We start from the raw sequence: 22735 nt of genomic DNA, 5'->3' as shown, positions 1-22735 counted from the left end.
ATACGCCGGGGGTGAATTGGCCGCAGGCCAAGAGGGGGCAGCGCCCCCTCCCTCCGGGTTCAGAAAGTCCAGTCCCATGAACCATTTCCTCGATATCCATACCACCGACGCCGCCGAGCTGCGCGCCATCATCGACAGCGCCGCCGCCATGAAACAGGCCCGCCAGGGCCGCCACAAGGGCGAGCCCGACGACCAGCAGCCGCTGAAGGGCCGCATGGTGGCGCTGATCTTCGAAAAGCCCTCGACCCGGACCCGCGTCAGTTTCGACGTGGGTGTCAGGCAGATGGGCGGGCAGACCATGGTGCTGTCGGGCAGCGAGATGCAGCTCGGCCATGGCGAGACCATCGCCGACACCGCCCGGGTGCTCAGCCGCTATGTCGATCTCATCATGCTGCGGACCTTCGATGAATCGGTGATCCAGGAGATGGCGGAATACGCCAGCGTGCCGGTGATCAACGGGCTGACCAACCGCACCCATCCCTGCCAGATCATGGCCGATGTCCTGACCTTCGAGGAACACCGCGGCCCGATCGCCGGCAAAAAGGTGGTCTGGGCGGGCGACGGCAACAATGTCTGCGCCTCGTTCCTGCAGGCGGCCGGGCAGTTCGGCTTCGACTTCACCTTCACCGGACCCCAGACGCTGGACCCCGAGGATGCCTGGGTGCGGTTCGCCCGCGACAAGGGCTCGGAGGTGCGGATCATGCGCGACCCGGCCGCTGCGGTCGAGGGCGCCGATCTGGTGGTGACCGATACCTGGGTCTCGATGCATGACAGCCAGTCCACCAAGGAGCGCCGCCACAACCAGCTGCGCCCCTATCAGGTGAACGAGGCGCTGATGGCCGTGGCCAGGCCCGATGCGCTGTTCATGCATTGCCTGCCGGCGCATCGCGAGGACGAGGTGACCTCGGCGGTGATGGACGGGCCGCATTCGGTGATCTGGGACGAGGCCGAGAACCGGCTGCACGCGCAGAAGGCGATCATGCGCTGGTGCCTCGGGGTGTGATCTTCCGCTGACCGGGTGACCCGGCGCCCCTGACCCTTGCGCGGCCCGCCGGTCGGCTTAGGTAGGGGGAAAGGAGTTACACCCGTGCAGCATTTCTCGATCCTCGACCTGGCCTCGGTTCCCGAAGGCGGCACTGCCGCCGACGCGCTGAAAGGCAGTGTCGATCTGGCCCGCGCCGCCGAACGGCTGGGCTATCACCGCTTCTGGCTGGCCGAACATCACAACATGGTCGGCATCGCCAGCGCCGCCACCGCCGTGGTCATCGGCCATGTGGCGGGCGCGACCTCGACCATTCGCGTCGGCGCCGGCGGCATCATGCTGCCGAACCACTCGCCCCTGATGGTGGCCGAGGCCTTCGGCACGCTGGCGACGCTCTATCCCGGGCGCATCGACCTGGGCCTTGGTCGCGCGCCGGGGACCGACCAGCTGACCATGCGCGCGCTCAGGCGCAACATGCAGGCCGAGGACACCTTCCCGCAGGATGTGGTGGAGCTTCTGGGCTATTTCGGCGCCAACGAGGGCGGGCGGGTGCAGGCGGTGCCCGGAACCGGGACCGGCGTGCCGCTCACCATCCTCGGCTCCAGCCTCTATGGCGCGCAATTGGCGGCCTATCTGGGCCTGCCCTATGCCTTCGCCTCGCATTTCGCGCCCGCGGCGCTGGACGAGGCGCTGGCGATCTACCGCTCGAGCTTCCGGCCCTCGGAATATCTGAAACGCCCCCATGCCATCGTCGCGGCCGGGTGTTTTGCGGCCGAGACGGATGACGAGGCCTATTTCCTGCGCTCCTCGCAGCTCTTGGCCTTCGCCCGGCTGCGCTCGGGCCAGCCGGGGAAACTGCCGCGGCCGGTGCGGGATGTGGCGGGCGAGGTTCCGCCCGCGCTGATGCGGCAGGTCGAGGGGGCGCTGGGCTTCTCGGCCACCGGCGGGGCCGAGACGCTGGAACGGCGGTTCCGCGAGATGATCGCCCGGACGCAGCCGGATGAGCTGATCCTCACCGGCGCGATCCACGACCCGGAGAAGCGGGTGCGGTCCTTCGAGATCGCGGCCGAGGTGTTGCAGGGGTTGTCGGTCCCGGCGTGACGCGCCGCGCAAGGGTGGGTTGAAAACCCACCCTACGGCGATGGTGCGTGCAAGCACGCACCCTACGCTCCAGCCCGAGGCCCCGTAAGGTGGTCGCGCGCAGGCATCGAACCCGGGCCTTGCCACCAAGTGACAAGGGCGGCGCCCGAACCGCCGGGGTGGGCGAGAAGCGCCCGCCCCGGGGGGGCGGTGCGGGCGCTGCCCGGCGTGCCGCCGGGCGGAACAGGTACTTGTGCCACTCGCCGTAGGGTGCGTGCTTGCACGCACCGCGCGCGCGCCCCGTAGGGTGGGTTTTCAACCCACCCCTCACGCCGCCAGTTGCACGATGATCGCCCCCGCCGCGATCAGCCCCATCAGCGCCACCCGCCGCGGCCCGGTGCTTTCGCCCAGCATCAGCCAGCCGATCAGCGCCGCGAATACCGTCGAGGTCTCGCGCAGCACCGCCGCCTGTCCGACCGGCCCCAGCCGCGTCGCCAGCATGATGCCGCCGAAGCTGCAAAAGGCGACCAGCGCGCCGACGAAACCGCGCCGCAGAAGCGAGGCGAGTTCGGCCCGGGGCAGGGCGAGCATCCTCCGGGCACTCACCAGCGGCATGAAGACGCTGTCGATGACGAAGAACCAGGCGAGGAAGGTGAACGGGTCGGCCGTCGAGCGGATGCCATAGGCATCAAACGTGGTGTAGAGCGCCACCATCGCCCCGGTCGCCACGGCGAAACCCAGCGCCGGGACCAGCCGGTCGCGGCCCTCGGTGATCTTGCGCAGGTTATAGAGGGCGAGCCCGTAGATCCCGCCCAGCAGAACCGCCACCCCCAGCCATTGCCAGAGGTTGAAGGTCTCGCCGAAGATCAGCCAGGCGCCGATCACGGTGAACAGAGGACCCGTGCCCCGCACCACCGGATAGACCACGGTATAGGCGCCGCGGGTATAGGTCATCGCCTGCAGGATCTTGTAGGCGACATGGATGACGAAGACCCCGGCGAGGATCGGGACCATATGCGGTTCGGGCCAGGGGACGACGAACAGCGCGACCGGCAGCGCCATCAGGAAGGCGAAGACGTCGATCCCGGCGCGCGACAGCCAGGGATCGTGCCGCCCCTTCTGCAGGGCGCCGAAGATCGCGTGCAGCACCGCGGCCGAGAGGGCCAGGGCCATCGACAGATAGAGGCCGGTCTGCGTGCCTTCCTGGGCGATCAGCCAGTCGCTCATGGCGGCGTTCTCCGTGGCGGGCCGGGCACGGGGGGCGCTGCCCCCCGGACCCCCCGGCGTATTTGTGACAAAGTGAAAGGGTCAGCGGCTTTCGGTTCCGGTGAGCGCCGCGGCGAAATCCTGCGGGTCGAAGGCGTCCAGATCCTCGATCTGTTCGCCCACGCCGATCGCGTGGATCGGCAGGCCGAACCGGTCGGCCAGCGCCACCAGCACCCCGCCCCGCGCCGTGCCGTCGAGCTTGGTCATGATAAGCCCCGAGACATTGGCCATCTGGCGGAAGACCTCGACCTGGGTCAGGGCGTTCTGGCCGGTGGTCGCGTCCAGCACCAGGAGCGTGTTATGCGGCGCGGACGGGTCCTTCTTGCGCAGGACGCGGACGATCTTGGCCAGCTCCTCCATCAGGTCGGCGCGGTTCTGCAGGCGGCCCGCGGTGTCGATCATCAAGAGGTCCGCGCCCTCGGCCTGCGCCCGGGTCAGCGCGTCGAAGGCCAGCGAGGCCGGGTCCGACCCCTCGGGCGCGGTCATCACCGGGACGCCCGCGCGTTGGCCCCAGACCTGGAGCTGTTCCACCGCCGCCGCGCGAAAAGTGTCGCCCGCGGCGATGATCACCGATTTGCCCGCGGCGCGGAACTGGCTGGCGAGCTTGCCGATGGTCGTGGTCTTGCCCGCGCCATTGACCCCCACCACCAGCACCACCTGCGGTTTTTTCGCGTAGAGCGGCAGGGGGCGGGCGACGGGTTCCATGATGCGGGCGATCTCGGCGGCGAGCGCCTCCTTGATCTCGGCGGTGGTGACGCGGCGGCCGAAGCGCCCGGCGGCGATATTGGCGGTGACCTTCAGCGCGGTATCCACGCCCAGATCGGCCTGCACCAGCAGATCTTCCAGCTCTTCGACAAAGGCGTCGTCCAGCACCCGGCGCGGCGCGTCCTGCCGTCCGGTCAGCCGCGACAGGAGCCCCGGTTTCGAGCCATCGGGCGCAACGATCGGCGCGGGCGAGGGGATCGGCGCATCCGGCGCCTCGGGCGCGGGCTCGGCGGCGACCAGCGCATCCAGCCCCTCGTCGAGCTTCGAGGAGGAGCGGAACATGCGTTCCTTGAGCTTTCCGAAGAAGGACATGGGGCCTCCGGGCCGGTTTCTGGGCGGTTTTCCAGCAAGTAGCCTCTCGGTCGCATGGATGGAAGGGGCGCATTGCCTTATGCTTGCCCAAATCCGCGGGTATCCGTTAACCCTTCTCGCGCTCTGTTCTCGTGTTCTGGGCCTGCTCATGCGTCTGACCATCTTCACCTTCGCCACGCTTCTGCCCGCCGCGCTGCTGGCCTGGGGCGCCGTTTACGGCGGCTGGGCCATCTGGCTGGCGCCGGTCTCCATCGGGCTGATGTGGATCGCCGTGGACCAGTTCCCCGACCCGGCGGATGACAGCGAGATGCCGGTCGGTGACAACCTGCTGATCCTGCTGGGCTTCCTGCAGCTGACCCATCTGCCGCTGGGCGTCTGGGCGCTGACCTACAATCTGCACGGGCTGGATTGGGTGGCGGGGATCCTGGGCTTCGGCCTGTTCTACGGCCAGATCGGCAACCCCGCCTCGCATGAGCTGATCCACCGTTCGGACCGCTTCATGACCGGGCTGGGGACGGCGGTCTATATCGGCTTCCTCTTCGGCCACCACGTCTCGGCCCATCGGTTCGTGCATCACCCCTATGTGGCGACGCCGCAGGATCCGGTCTCGGCCGACAAGGGGGTGGGCTTCTGGTCCTTCCTGCCCAAGGCCTGGTACGGCAGCTTCATCACCGGCTACCGGGCGGAAAAGGCCATGACCCGACGCTCGGGCAGGAAGCGCGTTAACCCTTACGTCTTTTACATGGCGGGGGAGGGCACGCTGCTGGTCCTGGCCTTCGCGCTCTTCGGGCTGAAGGGGCTGCTGATCTATGTCGCGCTCTGCGCCCATACCCAGTCGCAGATGCTGGTCGCCGATTACGTCCAGCATTACGGGCTGAAGCGCCGGCGGCTGGCCAATGGCAAGTTCGAACCCGCCGGGCCCTGGCACGCCTGGAACTCGGTCGGCTGGTATTCCTCGGCGGTGACGCTGAACGCGCCGCGCCATTCCGACCACCACGCCCATCCCGCGCGGCCCTATCCGCAACTCACCGTGCCCGAGGGCTCGGCCATGCTGCCCGCGCCCTTGCCCGCCATGGCCATGCTGGCGCTGGTGCCGCCCCTGTGGAAAGCGGTGATGGACAAGCGCCTGGCCGCGGTTCTGGCGCAGCATGATGCGGCGCCCCTGCCCAGCGCCGAGGCCCTGCTGCAGGGCTGAGGGCCGATCTCCGCCTGTGCCTGCGGACTCGCGGCATCGTGACGGAGGGGCGGCTGGCCCTTTGTGCAGGCCTCTGGCAGAGTGCCCGGGACTTGTCAGGGAGCCTTGCCATGATCCGCGCCAATCTGCTGGTCTTCGCCACCGCGCTGAGCGTCGCCCTGCCGCTGATGGCCGAAACGCCGGTGCCGCCCGGTGCCGCCGCCGCGCCAATGAGCGCCGAGGAATTCGACGCCTATACGCTGGGCCGCACGCTGAGCTATGTATTCCAGGGCACGCCTTACGGCGTCGAGCAATACCTGCCCGACCGCCGCGTCCGCTGGACCTTCATCGGCCAGGAATGCCAGGACGGCAGCTGGTACGAGCGCGCGGGCAATATCTGCTTCGTCTATGACAACGCGCCCGCCGACGAACAATGCTGGCGCTTCTTCGCCGAGGGCGACGGGCTGAGGGCGGTGTTCCAGGGGCTCGATGGCCCCTCGACCGAGCTCTACGAGGTCGAACAAAGCCAGGCGCCGCTGGGATGCCTGGGTCCGGGCGTGGGCGTCTGACATTCAGTTTTTGTTGGGAGAGTGACAGGGCGGGCGCGTTATGCCCGCCCTTTTTTCTGGCTAATGTTGGAAAAGTGAACACTCACCTGCGCGGCACGGCAACCACCGCCAGCGTGTCGCCGATCTGGGTCAGCCCGGGGAAATGCCGCGCTGCCAGGATGCCCTCGGTCTGGGCCAGCACCGTCTCGGGCGCGCCGCCCGAACGCTCCACCGGCCAGATCCGCGCCAGCGCCATGCCACGATGCACCGCCTCGCCCAGATCGACCAGCGGCTCGACCAGCCCCGAACAGGGCGCGGCGTGGTAGCATTCGTCGCCCGGCATATCGAGCATGACCGTGCCCGGATCCTCGATCTCGCCCGGCAGGTGACCAGCGTGGATCAGCAGGTTCCTGAGCCCGCGCCGGGCGATCCGGGCCGAGCGCGCGGTCGCCGTGCCGCCGCCGCCCAGTTCCGTGGTGACGAAGGTCTTGCCCTGGCCCTCGACCTCGCTGTCATACATCCCGGCCGCGTCGATCTCGCGCAGCATCAAGGTATAGGGCGCGGCAAAGGCCCGGGCGGCGGCGACGCAGCGCGCCTGCTGGGCGCTGTCGTCCAGCACATGGGCGCAGGCCTGCGGCAGGAAATCCAGCGTCTTGCCGCCCGAATGGAAATCGACCACCAGATCGGCCAGCGGCACCAGCTGCCGCGCCACGTAATCGGCGATCTTCTGGGTGACGCTGCCATCGGGCGCCCCGGGAAACGCGCGGTTAAGGTTAACGCCGTCGATCGGCGAGACCCGGGTCCCGGCCTGGAAGGCGGGGTGGTTGAAGAAAGGCAGGATGATGAGCCGCCCGGTCAGCGCCCCGGGCTCCAGCTCGTGCGCCAGTGCCTGCAAGGCGATCGGCCCCTCGTATTCGTCGCCGTGATTGGCCCCGGTCAGCAGCGCCGTCGGCCCCGGCGCGCCCCCGATCACGGTCAGCGGGATCATCTGCGCCCCCCAGGCGCTGTCGTTGCGCGAATGCGGCAGCTTCAGGAAGCCGTGCCGCTTGCCGGGGGCATCGAGCGGAATGGTCGGACGGATCGGATTGTCGGGCATCGGGCACCTCCTCCCCCATCCTGCCGCGCCGATGCGCGCCTGGCCAGAAAAACGCGGCATCCCGTAGGGCATCGCCGACCCCTGTCAAGCGGAGAGGGCCGCTCCTAGGCGCCCGAGAACCCTCGGGCCGAGCCCCATGCTGCGGCTCGAAGTGAGGCTTCCTGACGACTGCCGCCGCGACCGGAACCAGATACCCAATCCTGCGCAGCCCGCTCCCGGCCAAGTCCCCCGATCCCGCCCGCCGCCCTATGCCCCGTGACCGGTTCCCCGCCGATGCGGCCTGCCGCCGATCCGTTCCGCAAGCCGGCCCTGCTCATCTTTGTTCTCCAAATATCCCGGGGGGTCCGGGGGGCAGCGCCCCCCGGCTTTTCCGGCGCCGCGGAACGCGGCGCCGCCGGTCGCCCGAGAAGCCCGCGGCAGCGGGTGACGAGGGCGAAACCCCTCCCTCAGCCGTGGACCCTCAGCCGTGGACCTGCAGCGCAGGACCGCCGTCTGGGGCGCGGATCCGGCCGATCACGGCGGCGGTGTAGCCCGCCCCGCGCAAGGTCGCGACCAGACTCCGGGCATCCTCCATGGGCACCGAGGCCAGCAGCCCGCCCGCCGTCTGCGGATCGTAGAGCAGGGCGGTGCGGGCGCCCGGCGGCGCGGCGATCCGGCCCAGCAGCGCCGCGCGGTTGGCGGGGGCGATGGTCGAGGCCACGCCCGCTTCCGCCAGGGCCTCGGCCCCCGCGTAGAAGGGGACCGAGGCAAGGTCGATCTCGGCCGCCACGCCCCCCGCCTGCAGCATCTCGTCCAGGTGACCAGCCAGGCCGAAGCCCGTGACATCGGTCATGGCGCTGGCCCGGGGCGAGAGGATCGCCGCCGCCGCGCCCTGCATCTGGGTGAGGAAGGGCCAGAGCGCCGCCACCGCCCGTCCCGGCGCGCGTTTCTGCATCTCGGCCGCCAGCAGCGTCCCCGAGCCCAGCGGCTTCGTCACGATCAGCGCCTCGCCGGGCCGGGCGCCGCCCTTGGTCAGGATCCGCTCGCCGGCGATCCCGGTCACCGTCAGGCCGATGGTCAGCTCCGCCCCCTGCGTGGTGTGGCCTCCGGCGATGGCGGCGCCCGCGTCGGTCAGCACGCTGCCCAGACCCGCCATGATCTCGGCCAGGGTCCGGCCCTGCAAATCCTCCGACATCCGCGGCAGGATCAGGCTGATCAGCGCTGCCTGCGGCCGGGCCCCCATCGCCCAGACATCGCCCAGCGCATGCACCGCGGCGATGCGGGCCATCAGCCAGGGATCCTCGGTCACCGCGCGCAGATGGTCGGTCGCCAGCACCTGCCGCACCCCGCCCAGTTCCAGCACCGCCGCGTCATCGCCCGCGCCCAGCGCCAGCGTCGCGGCGGGTGGCAGGGCGCTCAGCGCCCGGCGCAGCGCCTCGGGGCCGACCTTGGCGCCACAGCCGCCGCACATCGGTTTCTCGCCCAGTGCCTCGGCCAGGCCCAGGCTGCGCTCGGCGGGCAGGGCGGGTGCAGGCATGGCGGGCAAGGTGTGGAACATCCGCATGAATTTGCGGTCGATCCGGTCCTTCAGCCGCCACATCGCCCGGCCATGCAGCGGCAGGCCCCATTTGTCGGCCAGCGCCTCGCGCTCGCCCAGCGAGATCAGCTTCAGGTAATCGCGCTGCGGCTGGAACGGGCGCATCGCCCCGCCCGACAGCGCGGCGCGCAAGTTGTGGTGAAGGACCGGCGCCTGCCGCACGGCAAAGACCCCGGCCTTGGGTCGCGGGCTTTCGGCCATATGCGCGCAATCCCCGGCGGCGAAGACCTCGGGATGCGAGGTCGAGCGCAGCATCGGGTCGACCGTCACATAGCCCCCGGTCAGGGCGAGGCCGGTCCCTGCCAGCCAGTCCTGCGGCCTGCTGCCCGCCGCGCCGAGGGTGAAATCCGAGGGCAGGCGGCGGCCATCGGCCAGCCTGACCGCGTCGGGCTCGACCGCAACCGCCTCGGTCCCGGTCTCGACCGCGATGCCACGGGCGGCAAGCAGCGCCAGCAGATGACGGCGAGCGGCGGCGCCGAGATGCGGCAGCGCCTCGCCCCGGTCGACCAGAGTGACCCGGGCCCGGGGCAGTCGGTGCTGCATGGCCAGCGCCAGTTCCACCCCGCCGACGCCCGCGCCCAGCACGGTGAGCCTGGGCTCGGGCGGCGGGGCGTCGGTGAAGGCGGCCCAGCGTTCCGCATAGCCGCCCAGCGGCTTGGCGGCGGTGGCATGGGCGGCAAAGCCCGGCAGGGCGGGCAGGTCCGAGGTGATGCCGATATCGAGCGAGGCGACGTCATAGGCGACGGGCGGGCGGCCCGCGACCTCGATCTGCCGCGCCTCGGGGTCAAGCCCGGTGGCGCGGCCCAGAATCAGCCGTGCATTCGCGTGCCGGGCCAGCGCCACCAGATCCATGTCCAGCTCGGCCGCGCGGTAATGTCCGGCGATGAGGCCGGGCAGCATGCCGGTATAGGGCGCGGTCGGGTTGGGGTCGATCAGGGTGAGCCGGGCGCCTGCAAGCGGCGCCATGGCCCAGCGCAGCAGCACCAGCGCATGGGCATGGCCGCCGCCGACAAGGACCAGATCGCGGGTCTGGGGAAGGGTCTGCATGGCGCCTCCGCTTTGCCCTGTTCCTAGCCCGGCAAGAGCCCCGAGGCGAGGGGGCAAAGCGCCGTCGATTTCCCTCTTGACGCTGCCAGTGGCCTATCCTAGGAAGCCGCCAGCCAAGCGGTACGGGTCGATGATCCGTTCACAGGCAGCGTGGCGGAGTAGCTCAGTTGGTTAGAGCAGCGGAATCATAATCCGCGTGTCGGGGGTTCAAGTCCCTCCTCCGCTACCACATTTTCCCTCAGGAAAACGTCTGACTGTCCCTGCTTGGGGGGTAGGGCCTGTGGTTGCAAGCGACTTTGTGCTCGCGTCGGATCGTGGCTTTTAAGGACGGTGACGGCTCGTGATCCGTCGGACGGATGACGTATCCTGCGCCACGATCGCGATGGGGGGCGGTGACAGGGTGTCGAGTCATCGTAACCGGACCCCGCGACCTGATCCCCCGCCGCATCACATCGCCCCTCGTCCTGCCGGTGGGTTGGCCGGCCCGCCGGGCGATGATGTCGGCATTCCGGTTGCGCGACGGGATCATGCCCCGCTCCGTCTTGCAGAAGGCGGGTCCGGGCTATTGAGCGTCGGGTTTTGGGGCTTTGGCCCTGTCGGCAAGGCCGCCTGTCGGCCCGCTGCCAGCGCCGAGGTCTGGCTTGGCGCCTCACCGAAGGCCGCCTTGTAGTCGACAGAGAAACGACCCAGGTGATTGAACCCGACGTCATAGGCAATCGTTGACACATTCATCCGCGACCCGCTGGTCATCAGCATTTCGCGGGCTTTCAACAGCCGGACGTTCTTGAGATATTGCATCGGGGTCGCGCCGAGGAATTCCCGGAAGCCGGTGGTCAGCCGGTCCGTCGGGACACCGGCAATCCGGCCAAGATCCTCCAGCCGCAGCGGCTCGGGATAGGAATCCTCGATGTGTTTGACCGATTTGCGCAGGTAGCCCGGCATCATGTCGGGGATCTTGCGACGGATCTCGTCCGAGTAGTTGTTCGGATGCCGGATCAGCAGCGCGCGCACCAACGACAGCTCGAAGTCTCGGTAGACGCTTGGATCGCACAGCAGGCTGTCTTCGACGGCGAGTTCCCGAAGATAATGCTCGGCCATCCGCCACCATGACGACGCCGCGGCGTCGCTTGTCGGCATCGCCACATCGAAGACCAGACGCTCGGTGACCGGGGCCCCGATGAGCCGTCCGAGGGCAAGGTCCATGATCCGCTTGTTGATGGTGACGAAGACGGATCGCCAGTCCCGATCCAGATCGACCTCGACATCCTCGCCGGGCGACAGGATCACCGCCTTCAGCGGGCCGGACTGATAGCGGCGGCTGCCGGAGACGACGGTCTGCCGACCGCTGCGCGGCAGGCTGATCGAATAATGGCCAATGCCGGCACCGATGCCAATCCGGGTCTCGGTCCCGTAGGCCAGATATCCGAAGGTGATGTTCGAATTGGAATTGCCGCTTCCGCTATACGAAAACGCCACGTCCTTCCTGTTCATGAAGTCCAGGGAATGCGGCCCGCACATGTTCACCATGAAGTCGCAAACCGGAGAGGCGTCGCGTTCGCAAACCTCAATCAGCCTTCGCGCGTTCAAACCTGTGCCTCCGGTGTCCGTTACCTGCACGTCCGGGCGCAACAGCCAGCACTGGCAGACCTCTGTCCGCCGGGGCGGGGTGGATCGCCATGTACCCGTTACGCCCCGGCCTGCGCTCTGTTCTACGCTCGACGGAAATCAGTGTTCCGGAATCGGTTTTTCCTGTCAACAGACCCGGGGCCGGCGCCGGCAGGACAGAGCAGAAAGGCGAGTCCTTGATTACCCTTTGGACGTTTTGGCCCGATCGGGTGCAGCGGTTCCCTGCGTCGATGCACGCGGCGCAGCGCGGCTGAGGCGAGGACGTCGCGTGCCTGCGCCCTGTGCTGCCGGTCATCGGCGCGGCAGGGTCACACCACGCCCGGGTTGCGGGTGCGATGGGGCGGACAGCCGTCCCCCCTGCAGGCAACCGGATCCGGGGGCTTTCGGATCCGGGCGCTGTCGGGCCCTGGCCTGACCCGCCGATCAGGCCGCCCGGATGGTTCGTCACTTTCGGCTTTCGATCATCTCGAACACCGCCCGGGTCAGGGCAGCGTCCGCAATGGACAGGTCGACCAGCAGATTGAAGTGGTTCCGAGCGGGTGCCGGAACCATTGTCAGGTCGTGGCCCTTGGCCTTCCACGCGGCGGCATAGGCTGCGGTCTGGCGCTTGAAGCCTTCGGTCTCAAGCCCGCCGACCGACAGGACAAGCGGCGGCGCCTGATCGGGTATGTGGAACAGCGGGCTGAGCCGTTCGGCCTGTTCGGGCACCAGCCGCAGCCAGTCGTTGGCCTCGATGTCGCAGATCGGCCGGATGTCATAGAGCCCGCTCAAGCCGACGGCACCGGCCACCACGTCTGCGGGAACCGAGAATTCATCCTGCCAGCCATCGGCCAGCAGCATGCCGACCAGATGCGCCCCGGCCGAACTGCCGCCCAGGTGGATCCGGTGCGGATCAATCCCATAGGCGGCCCCGTTGCGGAACAGCCAGGCGATGGCGCTGCGCATTTCCCGCACCACCTCGGCGAGGGTCGCGATCGGCAGGAGCGTGTATTCCAGCACGGCCACCGCAATCCCGGCATCGGTAAAGGTCCGGGCCATCAGGGCCGCGTCGGTCTTTGACTGCGAGCGCCAGTATCCACCATGGATGAAGACGAAGACCGGGCCGGGCTGACGCGATCCGGGGACCGGAAAAAGGTCGATCTTTTCGGCCTTGGCAGGGCCGTAGCTCAGGTCGAAGAGCCCCGGACAGAGGGCCCGGGCCCGGGCCGAGAGGTCGGCATATTCCTGCACGCAGGCGTCGAAATCCGGCACCGACGCCCGGGCATTGTACTCGATGCGGCGCTGCGCGAGGTCGGGGAAGAAGAGGTCAAACTCGGGCTCAAGCATGGCGGGCCGGTGCGAGGACGGCAATCGCCTCGATCTCGAGCATCACCTCGGGATAGATCAGGGCCGAAACCGAGACACCTGTGCTGGCCGGGCGGTGCGTGCCAAAGACCTCTTCGCGGACCTGCCAGTATTCTGCGGTGACCTCGTCGGTGAGAGGGCAGGCGAAATAGGTGGTCATCTTGACCACGTGCTGCATCGTCGCCCCGTCGCGGGCCAGGATGGACCGGATATTCGCAAAACACTGGCGGGCCTGGGCGGCAAGATCGTTCACCCCGACCAGGGACCCGTCGGGCCCGAGCGCGATCTGCCCCGAGAGGTAGATCGTGTCCCCGGCGCGAACGGCGGGGGCCGGGGGCAGCGAGGCCTCCCAGTCCCATTCGGCCGCGATTGTTCGGATAGGTGAGGTGGTCATGAGGCTGCTCTGTCTCTTGTCTGTTCGGGCGAAGCGGCAACCGGTTCGGCGCCCTTCGCAGGGTGTCGCGATCATCTGACCGGCCCGAGGTCAGGGTGGCTATCCGGATTTCAGGGCAGTCCTATCCAGGTTGCGGACCCCGAGACGCCGGAATTCGCTGGCGTGGAAGACCAGCGGTTCGACCGAGGGCGACAGGGACAGGGAGTCGAGCGTCAGCAGGACGAACCCATGGTCACCGGCATCGAGGACGTTGGCGATCGAACAATCGAACCAGGCCGCCGCACCCTCGATGAAGACGGCCCCTTCGGCGGTCGCGCAATGGCCGATCCCGTCGAACTTGCTCTCATCCCGGGACGCCAGGCGCCGCGCTGCGCCGTCCTGCCCGTCGCCCAGCACGCTGATCCCCAGACGGGGCGCGCGATTGAGCCGGGACCAGGTCTTCGAGGTCCATTGCACGCAGAAGGCCACCAGCGCCGGTTCCATGGACACCGCGACAAAGCTGCTGGCTACCATGCAGATCGGCCGGTCGCCGTCCATCGCCGCGATGGCGACGACCCCCGAGGGGAAGCGGCCGTAGGCGGTTCTCAGGAGTGTCCGGCGGTCCTCGGCCGCAGTCAGCGGCAGGGGTGCCGGGTCGGCCCGCGGGATCCGGGTCATGATTGCGCACCCGATGCGCGGACCATGGCGGCGATCACCGGCCCCCATCTGGTCGCATAGGCGTCGATCTGCTCGCCCCCGGCATAGGTCTTGTCGGACAGATAGAGACCCGGCGCCGGGCAGATCGCCCCCAGTTCCACCAGAACCGGCTTCAGCAGAAGGTCCGGCGCCAGGGCATGCGCGGGCCCGGCACCCAGCATCAAGGGCACCGCGACGACGCCACGCAGCCCGTCGCCGGTGGCGAACTGGTCGAGGAACAGCTTGAGAAGGCCGGAGTAGGTGGCCTTGAACGTCGGCGAGGCGACGATGACGAGCCGGGCCTTCGCGGTGGTTTCGACGGCGCTGGTGACGGCGTCATCTCCCCATTCGAGCAGCCCGGCGCCCAGGGTGATGACGTCGATGACCTGGCTCGGCTTTTCGCCCGACAGGGCGGTTGCCAGCAGACTGGCGGCATCCAATGTGCGCGATCCCGGCCGCGGGTTTCCGACGACGACGATGATGGACATGAAGGTTCCTCCGGCTATGTGCCGCGCCATTCGACAGGCGGAGGGCGGGGGAATCTATCCACTTCCCGCCTCTCGCTATCCAGATCTGCCGGGCGGGCCCGGGCGTCCGCCCCCCGGACCCGTGGCTGGATAAACACCGGGGTGCAATCGGATAGTCAGCCGCATTTTTCCCGCACAGATTTTTCCGATCACGCCGGCCGGCTCCGTGTCGGTCCGGTCAGACAGATCCGAAGGGAAACGCCATGCCCCCCATTTCCGACGCCATCGCGCGCCTTGCCGCAGGTCAGATCGTGATCGTCGCCGACGATGCGGACCGCGAGAACGAGGCCGACCTCGTCGTCGCCGCCGAGCTCTGCACGGTCGAGCAGATGGCATTCATCATTCGGCACGGCTGCGGCATCGTCTGCGTGCCGCTGGCGGCCGAGCGGGCGGAACGGCTGAACCTGCCGTCCATGGTCAGCGCGAATGACGCTCCGCTGGCGACGGCCTTCACCGTCAGCGTCGATGCGCGGCGGGGGCTGACCACCGGCATCGCGGCCAGCGAGCGGTGCATGACGGCACGGATGCTTGCGGATCCGACGGCGACCGCCGCCGATTTCGTGCGTCCCGGCCACATGTTCCCGCTCGTGGCCCGGAACGGGGGCGTGCTGGAACGCCCGGGCCATACGGAAGCGGCGGTCGACCTGTGCCGTCTGGCCGGTCTGAGCCCGGTCAGCGTGATCTGCGAGCTGTTCAACGACGACGGCACGGTGATGAAGGGTCGCCAGGTCGACGCCTTTGCCCGGCGCCACGACCTCGCGCTGCTGCATATCCGCGATATCGCGGCCTTCCGGCGTGGTCGCTCGTCCGAAGGCGGCGGGCCGTCGATGTCCGCCCTGGCCACGGCCTGATGCCACAGATTTCCCACCCCATTCCCGAAGAGACAGGAGCAGAGCCTTGACCAGAAAGATCGAAGCGGGCGTTTTCATCCCGACGGTCCGCAGCGGATGGATCCATTCGCGCAACGCGCCCCATACCCCCGGATCCTATAAACACGCGCTTGAGGTCACGCGCCTGGCCGAGTTCCTGGGCTTTGACTTCGTGCTCAGTCCGCAGAACTGGCGCGGCGCGCAGGGGCCGCATCGCTACTGGGGCGACACGGTCGATTCCATCGCGGCGGCGGGCGCGCTGAGCCAGGCGACGGACCGCATCAAGATCTGGTGCACGGCGCATGTCTCGGTCCACAAGCCCGCCGCGATCGCCAAGATCGTCGCCTCGCTGTCCGAGATCAGCGAGGGGCGCATCGGCCTGAACGTGGTCACCGGCGGCAATTATACCCAGCTGCAACCGCTCGGGTTCTGGGACACGCTGGATCACGACGAACGCTACGACATGGCCGAAGAATGGGTGCAGGTCATCCGCAAGTACTGGGCCGAAGACTGCGTGACCCACAAGGGCCCCTATTTCGAGGCGGACGGCGGCATCCTCAGCCCTCGGCCGGCGGTCCGACCGACGATCATCAATGCCGGGGCATCACCGCGCGGTCTGCGCTTCGCGATCGAGAATTGCGACGTGGCCTTCATGATGGCCGGGGACGATCCGCGGTTCGTGGACTCGGCGCGGGCTGCCAAGGACATGGCGCGTAAGCTGAACAGGCCCGATTTCAAGGTCTACGGCCTGATGACGATCATTCCCGGCGAGACCGGGGACGAGGCGCAGGCGCTGCTGGACCATTACGAGGCCGGTGTCGACCTTGAAGGGCTTGCCGATCTGGCACGGGGCTACGAGCAAAACACCAAGGGTTTCGACAAGCTCAGCAGTTCGTCCCTCAGCCCGTTGGGCGGGCCCAAGTACAAATCGGTGATGCCCGGCGCTTTGGTCGGGGCCTATGACACCCTGGCCGAGACGATTGCCGAACGGGTCGAGGCGGCGGAGCTGGACGGCATCCTCATCATCGTCCCCGACTACATCTCGCATCTGAACCAGTTGGGCACGCGCACGCTGCCCCGGCTGGCCGATTTCGGCGTCGCCTGCAACGTCCGCGGGAGATAGGCGCACCGGCATTCGCGATCTGTCCCGGCGCAGCGCCTCGGGCCTGCGACGGGACCAGCAAACCACAAACAAACCGACAACAGAGAGAGACCATCACCATGACCGCCACCAGATTCCCCGGCCCCTGCGGCACCAAGGCCCGGACCACCCTGCTTGCCGCCGTGCTCGGCCTCGGCGCGGCGGCGTCGGTTCAGGCGCAGGACCGGACCATCGCCTTCTTCGCGTCGATTTCGCAGAACGGTCTGAACCAGGCGATGTACCAGGGCATGCAGGACCGCGCGGCCGAGCTGGGGGTGCGCACCTCGCTCTATGACGGCCAGTTCAACCCCGGACTGCAATACAGCCAGCTCGAGGATGTCGTGGCCGGCAATCAGGCCGATGCCGCCGTGGTCTTTCCCATCGACTCGGTCGGCATCGCCGGCGCCGCGGCCGAGATGGCCGCAGCCGGCGTGCCCATTGTCGCGATGATGTTCCCGATCGGGCCGGATCTCGACAGGCTCGACCCTCAGGTGCCCGGCGTTGTCACGACCATCGGTTTCTCGACCGTCGGCACCTCGGTCCAGCAGGCCGAGGACGTGGCCCGGCACTGCGCCGGTATCGACCCCTGCAACGTGGTCGTGATGGTGGGCAGGATGGTCTATCCCTTCGACCAGCTGCGCTTTGACGCCTATGCGTCTGTGCTGGACCAGCACCCGAACATCCGTCTGGTCGCCACGGCCGAGGGCAATTACGATCCCTCCACGGCGCTGGCCGTCATGGAGGACGTGCTGCAGGCCAATCAGGACGTGCACGCCGTCCTGTCGGTGGCCGACCAGCATCTGATCGGCGTTGAAATCGCGCTCGAGGCCGCCGGGATCGACGTCGCCCCGGTCTATCTGTCGGGCGCTGGCGGGGCCTCGATCGCCATCGAGGCGATCCGCGACGGCAGGTGGGACGCGACGGTCGGCGGCTTTCCCTACACCATGGGCCGGTTCGCCGTGGATGCGGCGATGGCCAGCCTGAACGGCGACACCGTGCCGCCGGTCTACAACATGGAAGAACTGGCGCCGCTGCCGACCATCATCGACCGCCAGATTCTGGATGCCCATCCCGACTTCGACGCGGAATGGCTGCAGTAGACCCCGGCCGACACCCTTCGCGGCCGGGTGACCGGCCGCAGCCCCCGGTCTTTTCACAAGAAATGGCAGCTTCCCCATGGCACAAGACAGGGACAATGTGACCCGGGGCCCCGGCGCCCCCGCGGTCAGACTGGTCGGCATCCGCAAGGCCTTTGGCGGGGTTGACGTTCTGAGGAATGTCGATCTGGTCTTCCGGCAGGGCGACATCCACGGCATCGTCGGCGAGAACGGCGCGGGCAAGTCCACCGTCGGCAAGATCGCGGGCGGCTATTACAGCGCCTCCGATGGCTCCCTTGAGGTTTTCGGCGAGAGGCCAGCGGTCTGGGACCCGGTCGCGGCCCTGTCCAGAGGCGTCGCGATCATGCATCAGGAATTGCAGATCGTGCCGCATCTGACGGTCGCGCAGAACGTCTTTCTGGGGATCGAGCACACCTTTGGTGGCTTCCTCCGGCGCAACGAGGCCGCGCGGTTCGCCGCCATCGCGCACAGCTGCGGCTTCGATCTGGACCCGGATGTTCCGGCGCATCGGCTCAGCGTGGCCGATCAGCAGAAGATCGAGATCATGCGCGCCGTCGCGCGCGAGGCGCGGGTGGTCGTCATGGACGAACCGACCGCCTCGTTGACAGCCAACGAGATCGCCCGGCTGCACGCCACGATGCGGCGCCTGCGCGCCATGGGGCGGACGGTGATCTATGTGTCGCATTTCCTCGAGGACATCCTGGAGACCTGCGACCGGATCACCATCATGCGCGACGGGGCGGTCGTGCGCACGAGCGATGCAAGGGACGAGACGAAGGCGACGCTGGTGTCGGGCATGCTGGGGCGCAGCGCGGCCGAGGTGGCCTATCCGCCGCGGCCCGAGACGGCGGACCGGGCAGCCCCGCCCTTCCTGAAGGTGGTCGGCCTGTCGGCGCCGGGCATCCGCGACATCGCGTTGCAGATCTATCCCGGCGAGATCGTCGGGCTGGCCGGACTGGTCGGCAGCGGCCGGACCGAGATCGCGCGGGCCATCTTCGGGGCTGATCGCGCCACCGGCGGGCAGGTCTTCCTTCGGGGGCGGCCCTATGACGCCCGGTCGCCCGAACGCTCGGTCCTGCGCGGCATCGCGATGGTGCCCGAAGACCGGCGCAAGCAGGGCTTGACGATGACCCAGCCGGTGCGGGGCAACATGACCCTGCTCGGCCTGTCGCGGTTTGTCCGCCTTGGTTTGCTGCGACGCGCGCCGGAAGTCGCCGAGACCCGGCGTCTGATCGGCCATTTCGGGATCCACCCCGCCCAGGTGGACGGCGACATCTCGACCTATTCCGGCGGGAACCAGCAGAAGGCGCTGATCGGCAAATGGATCCTCAACGATCCCGATGTCGTCATCCTCGACGAGCCGACCCGCGGCGTCGATCTTGGCGCCCGGCGCCGCATCCACGATGCCGTCACCGAACTGGCCCGCGCTGGCAAGGCGGTGCTGGTCATCTCGTCCGATATCGACGAGGTGCTCGGCCTTTCGCATCGCGCCTATCTGGTGCGCCGCGGGCGCATCGCAGGCGAGGTGCGCCCGGACCACACGGACAAGGACCGCGTGCTGCGGCACCTGTTCCAGACCGAAGACACCTCTGACGCGGAGCGCGAAACAGCATGACCCCCTCGACCCTGACCGGCCCGAAGCCCGCCTTGCCCCGTCCTGCTGCCGGTGCCGTCCTGCGGTTCGTGCAGAGGAACGCGGTCGCCATCGTGATCGTCCTGCTGATGATCGCCCTGTCCAGCCTGAGCCCCTCCTTCCTGACCGCCCGCAACCTGCTCAACATCCTGAACCAGAATGCGCCGCTGGCGATCATGGCCGCGGCCATGACAATGGTGGTGATCTGCGGCGGTTTCGATCTGTCGGTGGGGGCCATGTTCGCTGTCTGCGGGGTGTCCGCCGCCTGGGTTGCGGTCAATGTCGATCCGGTTCTGGGATTGCTCGCGGCGCCGGTGGTCGGTCTGGCCCTGGGATTGTTCAACGGGCTCGTGGTCTCGTACCTCAGCATCCATTCCTTCCTGGCGACCCTTGCGACGGCGATGGTGTTCCGCGGCATCGCCATCCTTGTCACCGGGGGGACGCTGATCCCGGTCCGCGATGCGGCCTTTACCTGGCTTGGACGCGGGACGATCGGCAGCGTGCACATTGCCATTCTGGTTCTGGTCGTGGCGGTCGGGCTGCTGATGGTCCTGCTAAACGGGACCGTGTTCGGCCGGCATGTCTATGCCGTCGGCGGCAACGAAGAGGCGTCGATCCTGTCGGGGATCCGCACCCGCCGCATCCGCACCCTTACCTTCGTGCTCTCCGGTCTCGCTGCGGGCCTTGCCGCGGCCATTGCGGTGTCGCGGGTGTCCATGGGCAATGCGGGCATCGCCGTCGGCATGGAACTCGAGGTGATCGCCGCCGTCATCATCGGGGGCACGAGCATCTATGGCGGCAAGGGCGCGATCTGGCGGTCGGTCGCCGGGGTCTACATGCTGGCGCTGATAAACAACGGCTTCAACATCCTGAACATCGACCCTTTCTTCAAGGAGGTCACCACGGGCCTTGTCATCCTGGCGGCCGTCGCCATCAGCGCGACCGCACGGCAGAAGTAGGACCCCGCAGGCCCGGGTCGGCCACGCCGCTGCGGGGCCAGGTCCAGGCGGTGCGCAGGATGAAGATCAGGAGCAGCAACTCCAGCCCGATGGAGAGGCCGAAGAAGATCGTCCAGCTCTCGCCCGCCGCGTTGACCGCCGAATAGGGGATGTAGACCAGCCCCACGACCAGCGAGGTGATGCGGACCGCCGGGGCGCTCAGGATCAGCGAGGCCAGGATCATGAAGGCCGGGATCGCGACCGAGGTGAAGGCCATGACCAGGAAGCTCTGGCTGACCTCGAATTCCCAGACATAGCCTTCGAGGATCCGTTGCAGATGACCGGGCTTATAGAGGACCAGGTGATCGACATAGAGATAGAGGAACATGAAGCTGGTCCAGGCGGCGGCGAGCTGGATCTTCACCGGGATCTGCGGGTCGTCGAGCGGGGCTGAGGAGGTCATCGGCCAGTCCTTCTGTGGCCCGTCCCGCGGTGGCGGACGGGGGATGGGTGGGGTAACAGGGGTGGTTCGGTCGGTGGAAACGGACCGGTGGAGTATCGCGTCCGTACGCTGTACGATTTGCCGTACGCCGTACGGGTTGTCAAGATCGCCATGCCAGGGAGGTGCCGGTGAGCGCAGAGGCCGAGGGCGCCGGGGGGCAGGAACCCCTCAGCAAGGAGCGGGTGCTGCGCCGGGCGCTGGCGCTGGCCGACGCGGCCGGGATCGAGGCGCTGAGCATGCGCAAACTGGCGCGCGAGCTGGGGGCGGGGGCGATGTCGCTCTATCACCACGTCCGCGACAAGGAGGAATTGCTGGACGGCATGGTCGATCTGGTCTTCGCCGAGATCGCGCTGCCCGAGGCGCAAGCCGACTGGCAGGCGGCGGTGCGGGGATGGGCGCTGTCGGCGCGCGCCGCGCTCGCCCGCCATTCTTGGGCCATCGGGCTGATGGAATCGCGCACCGCCTCGGGCCCGGCCACGCTGCGGCACCGCGAGGCGCTGATGGAGGTCCTGCGCCGGGCTGGGTTTCCGGTCCGCCGGGCGATCCACGCCAATTGGTTGCTGGACAGCTACCTCTACGGCTTTGCCCTGCAGGAGGCGAGCCTGCCCTTCGCCGGGGCCGAGGACTTCGCCGGGATGACCGAGGCGGTGTTCCTGCCGCAGCTCTCCGCCACGGATTACCCCTGCCTGACCGAGGCCGCGACGGTGCTGCTGCAGGAAGGCTATGACCCGGCGGCGGAATTCGCCTATGGACTCGACCTGATCCTCGACGCGCTCGAGCGGGACAGGCGGTTGGCCTGACGCCCGGTCCGGGGCCTTGACACACACGATCATACAATCATATCACTTTCCTCGCTGAGGGCGCTGCTTCGCGGCGGCCCCCGGCAGCAGCTGGGTGCGAGGGGAGGGGACGCATGAGCGACAAGCATGTTCTGGTGGCGGGCGGCGGGCCGGTCGGGTTTCTGACGGCGCTGGGGCTGGCCCGGGCCGGTATCCGGGTCTCGCTGGTCGAGGCCGAGCCCGAGATCGTCAATTCGCCCCGCGCCATGGTCTACCATTGGTCGGTGCTGGAGGGGCTGGACCGGCTGGGCGTGCTGGACGACGCGCGCAAGATCGGCTTCGTGAAGCAGGAATTCTCGCATTGGCTGTTTCGCACCAATGAGCGGATCAACTGGTCGCTGGAGGCGCTCGACCCGATCACGCCCTATCCCTACAACCTGCATCTGGGCCAGAACGAGCTGGCCCGCATCGCCTGGCAGCATCTGGAGCGCCTGCCCGGGACCTCGGTTCGGTTCGGCACCAGGATCAGCGGGCTGACGCAGGATGCCTCGGGCGTCAGCGTGACCCTGCAGACGCCGCAGGGCCCGGTCGAGGAGCGGTACGATTGGGTGATCGGCGCCGATGGCGGCGGCAGCACGGTGCGCGAGAAGCTGCTCAAGCTCAATTTCTTCGGCATCACCCATCCCGAGCGGTTCATCGCCACCAATGTCCGCCACGATTTCCGCCAGCACGGATTCCTGTTGTCGAACCTGACCATGGACCCGGTCTATGGCGCGATCATCGTACGGATCGACGACAGCGACCTGTGGCGGATCACGGTGATGGAGGATGCAGCCCTGCCGCTCGATGGCGTGCCCGAGCGGATGGATGCCTTCTACCGCACCTATGCCCCGGGGATCGAGGATTACGAACTGGTGCAATATTCGCCCTACCGGATGCACCAGCGCTGCGCCGATACCATGCGGGTGGGCCGCGTGGTGCTGGCGGGGGATGCGGCGCATATCACCAACCCGACGGGCGGGCTGGGGCTGACCTCGGGCCTCTTCGACGTCTATCACCTCTTGGAGGTGATGACGGCGATCCTGCTGGAAGGGGCGTCCGAGGATCATCTGGACAGCTATTCCGACCGTCGCCGCCAGATGTTCATCGAACGCGCCTCGCCGCAGGCGGTGGTCAACAAGCGGCTGATCTTCCACGCCTATCAGGACAGCTGGCTGGACGAGCGGCTGGCCTTCCTGCGCCGCCTGCCGGATGAGCCGGATGTGGTGCGGCAGATGGCCGGGTTCACCAAGTCGCTGGAAACCCACATGGACCGCTGACAGAAAAGGGGCGCCGCGGCGCCC

Annotated in this window: 21 protein-coding genes and 1 tRNA gene; 12 read left to right on the top strand and 10 right to left on the bottom strand. The window is 68.2% G+C overall.

The window, feature by feature from the left end; all coding sequences use genetic code 11:
- Nucleotides 1-76 precede the first annotated feature (76 nt).
- Nucleotides 77-1003, top strand: a complete 927-nt coding sequence (gene argF / locus DDE23_RS22400; protein WP_107751819.1) for an ornithine carbamoyltransferase — start codon at nucleotides 77-79, stop codon at nucleotides 1001-1003.
- A gap of 84 nt (nucleotides 1004-1087) precedes the next feature.
- A complete protein-coding gene (locus tag DDE23_RS22395; protein ID WP_107751818.1) occupies nucleotides 1088-2083 on the top strand; it encodes an LLM class flavin-dependent oxidoreductase in 996 nt (331 codons plus the stop codon).
- A gap of 306 nt (nucleotides 2084-2389) precedes the next feature.
- Here the strand turns inward: DDE23_RS22395 and DDE23_RS22390 are convergent, their stop codons facing one another.
- Both DDE23_RS22390 and ftsY read right to left on the bottom strand, forming a co-directional pair.
- Nucleotides 2390-3289, bottom strand: a complete 900-nt coding sequence (locus DDE23_RS22390; protein ID WP_107751817.1) for a DMT family transporter — start codon at nucleotides 3287-3289, stop codon at nucleotides 2390-2392.
- Nucleotides 3290-3370: 81 nt separating this feature from the next.
- Nucleotides 3371-4405 carry a signal recognition particle-docking protein FtsY gene (gene ftsY, locus DDE23_RS22385; protein ID WP_107751816.1) on the bottom strand — a complete coding sequence of 345 codons (1035 nt, stop codon included), beginning with the start codon at nucleotides 4403-4405 and terminating at the stop codon, nucleotides 3371-3373.
- 148 nt (nucleotides 4406-4553) lie between these two features.
- Here ftsY and DDE23_RS22380 point away from each other — a divergent pair, with 148 nt between their 5' ends.
- Complete coding sequence (locus DDE23_RS22380) at nucleotides 4554-5600, top strand: alkane 1-monooxygenase (RefSeq protein ID WP_157958104.1); 1047 nt, start codon at nucleotides 4554-4556, stop codon at nucleotides 5598-5600.
- Nucleotides 5601-5710: 110 nt separating this feature from the next.
- The gene (locus tag DDE23_RS22375) at nucleotides 5711-6148 is read left to right on the top strand and encodes a hypothetical protein (protein WP_420330177.1); all 438 of its coding nucleotides are present in this window, start codon (nucleotides 5711-5713) and stop codon (nucleotides 6146-6148) included.
- A gap of 82 nt (nucleotides 6149-6230) precedes the next feature.
- Here DDE23_RS22375 and doeB read toward each other — a convergent pair whose 3' ends face one another.
- Nucleotides 6231-7223 carry a N(2)-acetyl-L-2,4-diaminobutanoate deacetylase DoeB gene (gene doeB, locus DDE23_RS22370; RefSeq protein WP_107751815.1) on the bottom strand — a complete coding sequence of 331 codons (993 nt, stop codon included), beginning with the start codon at nucleotides 7221-7223 and terminating at the stop codon, nucleotides 6231-6233.
- 460 nt (nucleotides 7224-7683) lie between these two features.
- Complete coding sequence (selD, locus tag DDE23_RS22365; protein WP_107751814.1) at nucleotides 7684-9846, bottom strand: selenide, water dikinase SelD; 2163 nt, start codon at nucleotides 9844-9846, stop codon at nucleotides 7684-7686.
- A gap of 152 nt (nucleotides 9847-9998) precedes the next feature.
- On the opposite strand from selD, the gene DDE23_RS22360 reads away from it, so the two are divergent.
- Nucleotides 9999-10075: transfer RNA gene (locus tag DDE23_RS22360), tRNA-Met, on the top strand.
- A 296-nt stretch (nucleotides 10076-10371) separates the two neighbouring features.
- Here DDE23_RS22360 and DDE23_RS22355 read toward each other — a convergent pair.
- The 5 genes from DDE23_RS22355 to DDE23_RS22335 form a co-directional block, all read right to left on the bottom strand.
- Complete coding sequence (locus tag DDE23_RS22355; RefSeq protein ID WP_107751813.1) at nucleotides 10372-11433, bottom strand: AraC family transcriptional regulator; 1062 nt, start codon at nucleotides 11431-11433, stop codon at nucleotides 10372-10374.
- 483 nt (nucleotides 11434-11916) lie between these two features.
- Entirely contained in the window at nucleotides 11917-12798 is an 882-nt protein-coding gene (locus tag DDE23_RS22350; RefSeq protein ID WP_107751812.1) for an alpha/beta hydrolase, read from the bottom strand.
- Complete coding sequence (locus DDE23_RS22345; RefSeq protein WP_107751811.1) at nucleotides 12791-13210, bottom strand: RidA family protein; 420 nt, start codon at nucleotides 13208-13210, stop codon at nucleotides 12791-12793. The genes DDE23_RS22350 and DDE23_RS22345 overlap by 8 nt, the downstream gene beginning before the upstream one ends.
- A gap of 99 nt (nucleotides 13211-13309) precedes the next feature.
- Nucleotides 13310-13867, bottom strand: coding sequence for a flavin reductase family protein (locus tag DDE23_RS22340; RefSeq protein ID WP_107751810.1), 558 nt, complete (start codon nucleotides 13865-13867; stop codon nucleotides 13310-13312).
- Nucleotides 13864-14373: an NADPH-dependent FMN reductase gene (locus DDE23_RS22335; RefSeq protein WP_107751809.1), complete on the bottom strand. Its 510-nt coding sequence runs from the start codon at nucleotides 14371-14373 to the stop codon at nucleotides 13864-13866. Before DDE23_RS22335 ends, DDE23_RS22340 begins: the two co-directional genes overlap by 4 nt.
- A gap of 242 nt (nucleotides 14374-14615) precedes the next feature.
- On the opposite strand from DDE23_RS22335, the gene ribB reads away from it, so the two are divergent.
- From ribB to DDE23_RS22310, 5 genes are all read left to right on the top strand, one after another.
- Nucleotides 14616-15263: a 3,4-dihydroxy-2-butanone-4-phosphate synthase gene (ribB, locus tag DDE23_RS22330; RefSeq protein ID WP_107751808.1), complete on the top strand. Its 648-nt coding sequence runs from the start codon at nucleotides 14616-14618 to the stop codon at nucleotides 15261-15263.
- A 46-nt stretch (nucleotides 15264-15309) separates the two neighbouring features.
- Nucleotides 15310-16404: an LLM class flavin-dependent oxidoreductase gene (locus DDE23_RS22325; RefSeq protein WP_107751807.1), complete on the top strand. Its 1095-nt coding sequence runs from the start codon at nucleotides 15310-15312 to the stop codon at nucleotides 16402-16404.
- A 98-nt stretch (nucleotides 16405-16502) separates the two neighbouring features.
- Entirely contained in the window at nucleotides 16503-17522 is a 1020-nt protein-coding gene (locus DDE23_RS22320; protein WP_107751806.1) for a sugar ABC transporter substrate-binding protein, read from the top strand.
- A 76-nt stretch (nucleotides 17523-17598) separates the two neighbouring features.
- Nucleotides 17599-19155, top strand: coding sequence for a sugar ABC transporter ATP-binding protein (locus tag DDE23_RS22315; protein ID WP_107751805.1), 1557 nt, complete (start codon nucleotides 17599-17601; stop codon nucleotides 19153-19155).
- Entirely contained in the window at nucleotides 19152-20132 is a 981-nt protein-coding gene (locus DDE23_RS22310; RefSeq protein WP_107751804.1) for an ABC transporter permease, read from the top strand. The genes DDE23_RS22315 and DDE23_RS22310 overlap by 4 nt, the downstream gene beginning before the upstream one ends.
- Here DDE23_RS22310 and DDE23_RS22305 read toward each other — a convergent pair.
- On the bottom strand, nucleotides 20107-20574 hold the full coding sequence (locus tag DDE23_RS22305) for a DUF6326 family protein (protein WP_107751803.1): 468 nt from the start codon (nucleotides 20572-20574) through the stop codon (nucleotides 20107-20109). The genes DDE23_RS22310 and DDE23_RS22305 overlap by 26 nt on opposite strands.
- 167 nt (nucleotides 20575-20741) lie before the next feature.
- Between DDE23_RS22305 and DDE23_RS22300 the strand changes: the two genes are divergently transcribed.
- Both DDE23_RS22300 and DDE23_RS22295 read left to right on the top strand, forming a co-directional pair.
- Complete coding sequence (locus DDE23_RS22300; RefSeq protein ID WP_107751802.1) at nucleotides 20742-21413, top strand: TetR/AcrR family transcriptional regulator; 672 nt, start codon at nucleotides 20742-20744, stop codon at nucleotides 21411-21413.
- A gap of 113 nt (nucleotides 21414-21526) precedes the next feature.
- Nucleotides 21527-22711, top strand: coding sequence for an FAD-dependent oxidoreductase (locus tag DDE23_RS22295; RefSeq protein ID WP_107751801.1), 1185 nt, complete (start codon nucleotides 21527-21529; stop codon nucleotides 22709-22711).
- Nucleotides 22712-22735: the final 24 nt, after the last annotated feature.

It is taken from the genome of Pararhodobacter aggregans (genome assembly GCF_003075525.1).
Taxonomy (GTDB): Bacteria; Pseudomonadota; Alphaproteobacteria; order Rhodobacterales; family Rhodobacteraceae; genus Pararhodobacter; species Pararhodobacter aggregans.
This window is presented reverse-complemented; position numbering and strand designations above follow the sequence as displayed.

Coding starts and splice junctions, on each gene's coding strand:
- DDE23_RS22315 (WP_107751805.1), top strand. CDS start 17,599: ATGGCACAAGACAGGGACAATGTGACCCGGGGCCCCGGCGCCCCCGCG.
- DDE23_RS22340 (WP_107751810.1), bottom strand. CDS start 13,867: ATGACCCGGATCCCGCGGGCCGACCCGGCACCCCTGCCGCTGACTGCG.
- DDE23_RS22295 (WP_107751801.1), top strand. CDS start 21,527: ATGAGCGACAAGCATGTTCTGGTGGCGGGCGGCGGGCCGGTCGGGTTT.
- ftsY (WP_107751816.1), bottom strand. CDS start 4,405: ATGTCCTTCTTCGGAAAGCTCAAGGAACGCATGTTCCGCTCCTCCTCG.
- selD (WP_107751814.1), bottom strand. CDS start 9,846: ATGCAGACCCTTCCCCAGACCCGCGATCTGGTCCTTGTCGGCGGCGGC.
- DDE23_RS22310 (WP_107751804.1), top strand. CDS start 19,152: ATGACCCCCTCGACCCTGACCGGCCCGAAGCCCGCCTTGCCCCGTCCT.
- DDE23_RS22320 (WP_107751806.1), top strand. CDS start 16,503: ATGACCGCCACCAGATTCCCCGGCCCCTGCGGCACCAAGGCCCGGACC.
- DDE23_RS22350 (WP_107751812.1), bottom strand. CDS start 12,798: ATGCTTGAGCCCGAGTTTGACCTCTTCTTCCCCGACCTCGCGCAGCGC.
- DDE23_RS22335 (WP_107751809.1), bottom strand. CDS start 14,373: ATGTCCATCATCGTCGTCGTCGGAAACCCGCGGCCGGGATCGCGCACA.
- DDE23_RS22375 (WP_420330177.1), top strand. CDS start 5,711: ATGATCCGCGCCAATCTGCTGGTCTTCGCCACCGCGCTGAGCGTCGCC.
- ribB (WP_107751808.1), top strand. CDS start 14,616: ATGCCCCCCATTTCCGACGCCATCGCGCGCCTTGCCGCAGGTCAGATC.
- DDE23_RS22345 (WP_107751811.1), bottom strand. CDS start 13,210: ATGACCACCTCACCTATCCGAACAATCGCGGCCGAATGGGACTGGGAG.
- DDE23_RS22305 (WP_107751803.1), bottom strand. CDS start 20,574: ATGACCTCCTCAGCCCCGCTCGACGACCCGCAGATCCCGGTGAAGATC.
- DDE23_RS22390 (WP_107751817.1), bottom strand. CDS start 3,289: ATGAGCGACTGGCTGATCGCCCAGGAAGGCACGCAGACCGGCCTCTAT.
- DDE23_RS22380 (WP_157958104.1), top strand. CDS start 4,554: ATGCGTCTGACCATCTTCACCTTCGCCACGCTTCTGCCCGCCGCGCTG.
- argF (WP_107751819.1), top strand. CDS start 77: ATGAACCATTTCCTCGATATCCATACCACCGACGCCGCCGAGCTGCGC.
- doeB (WP_107751815.1), bottom strand. CDS start 7,223: ATGCCCGACAATCCGATCCGTCCGACCATTCCGCTCGATGCCCCCGGC.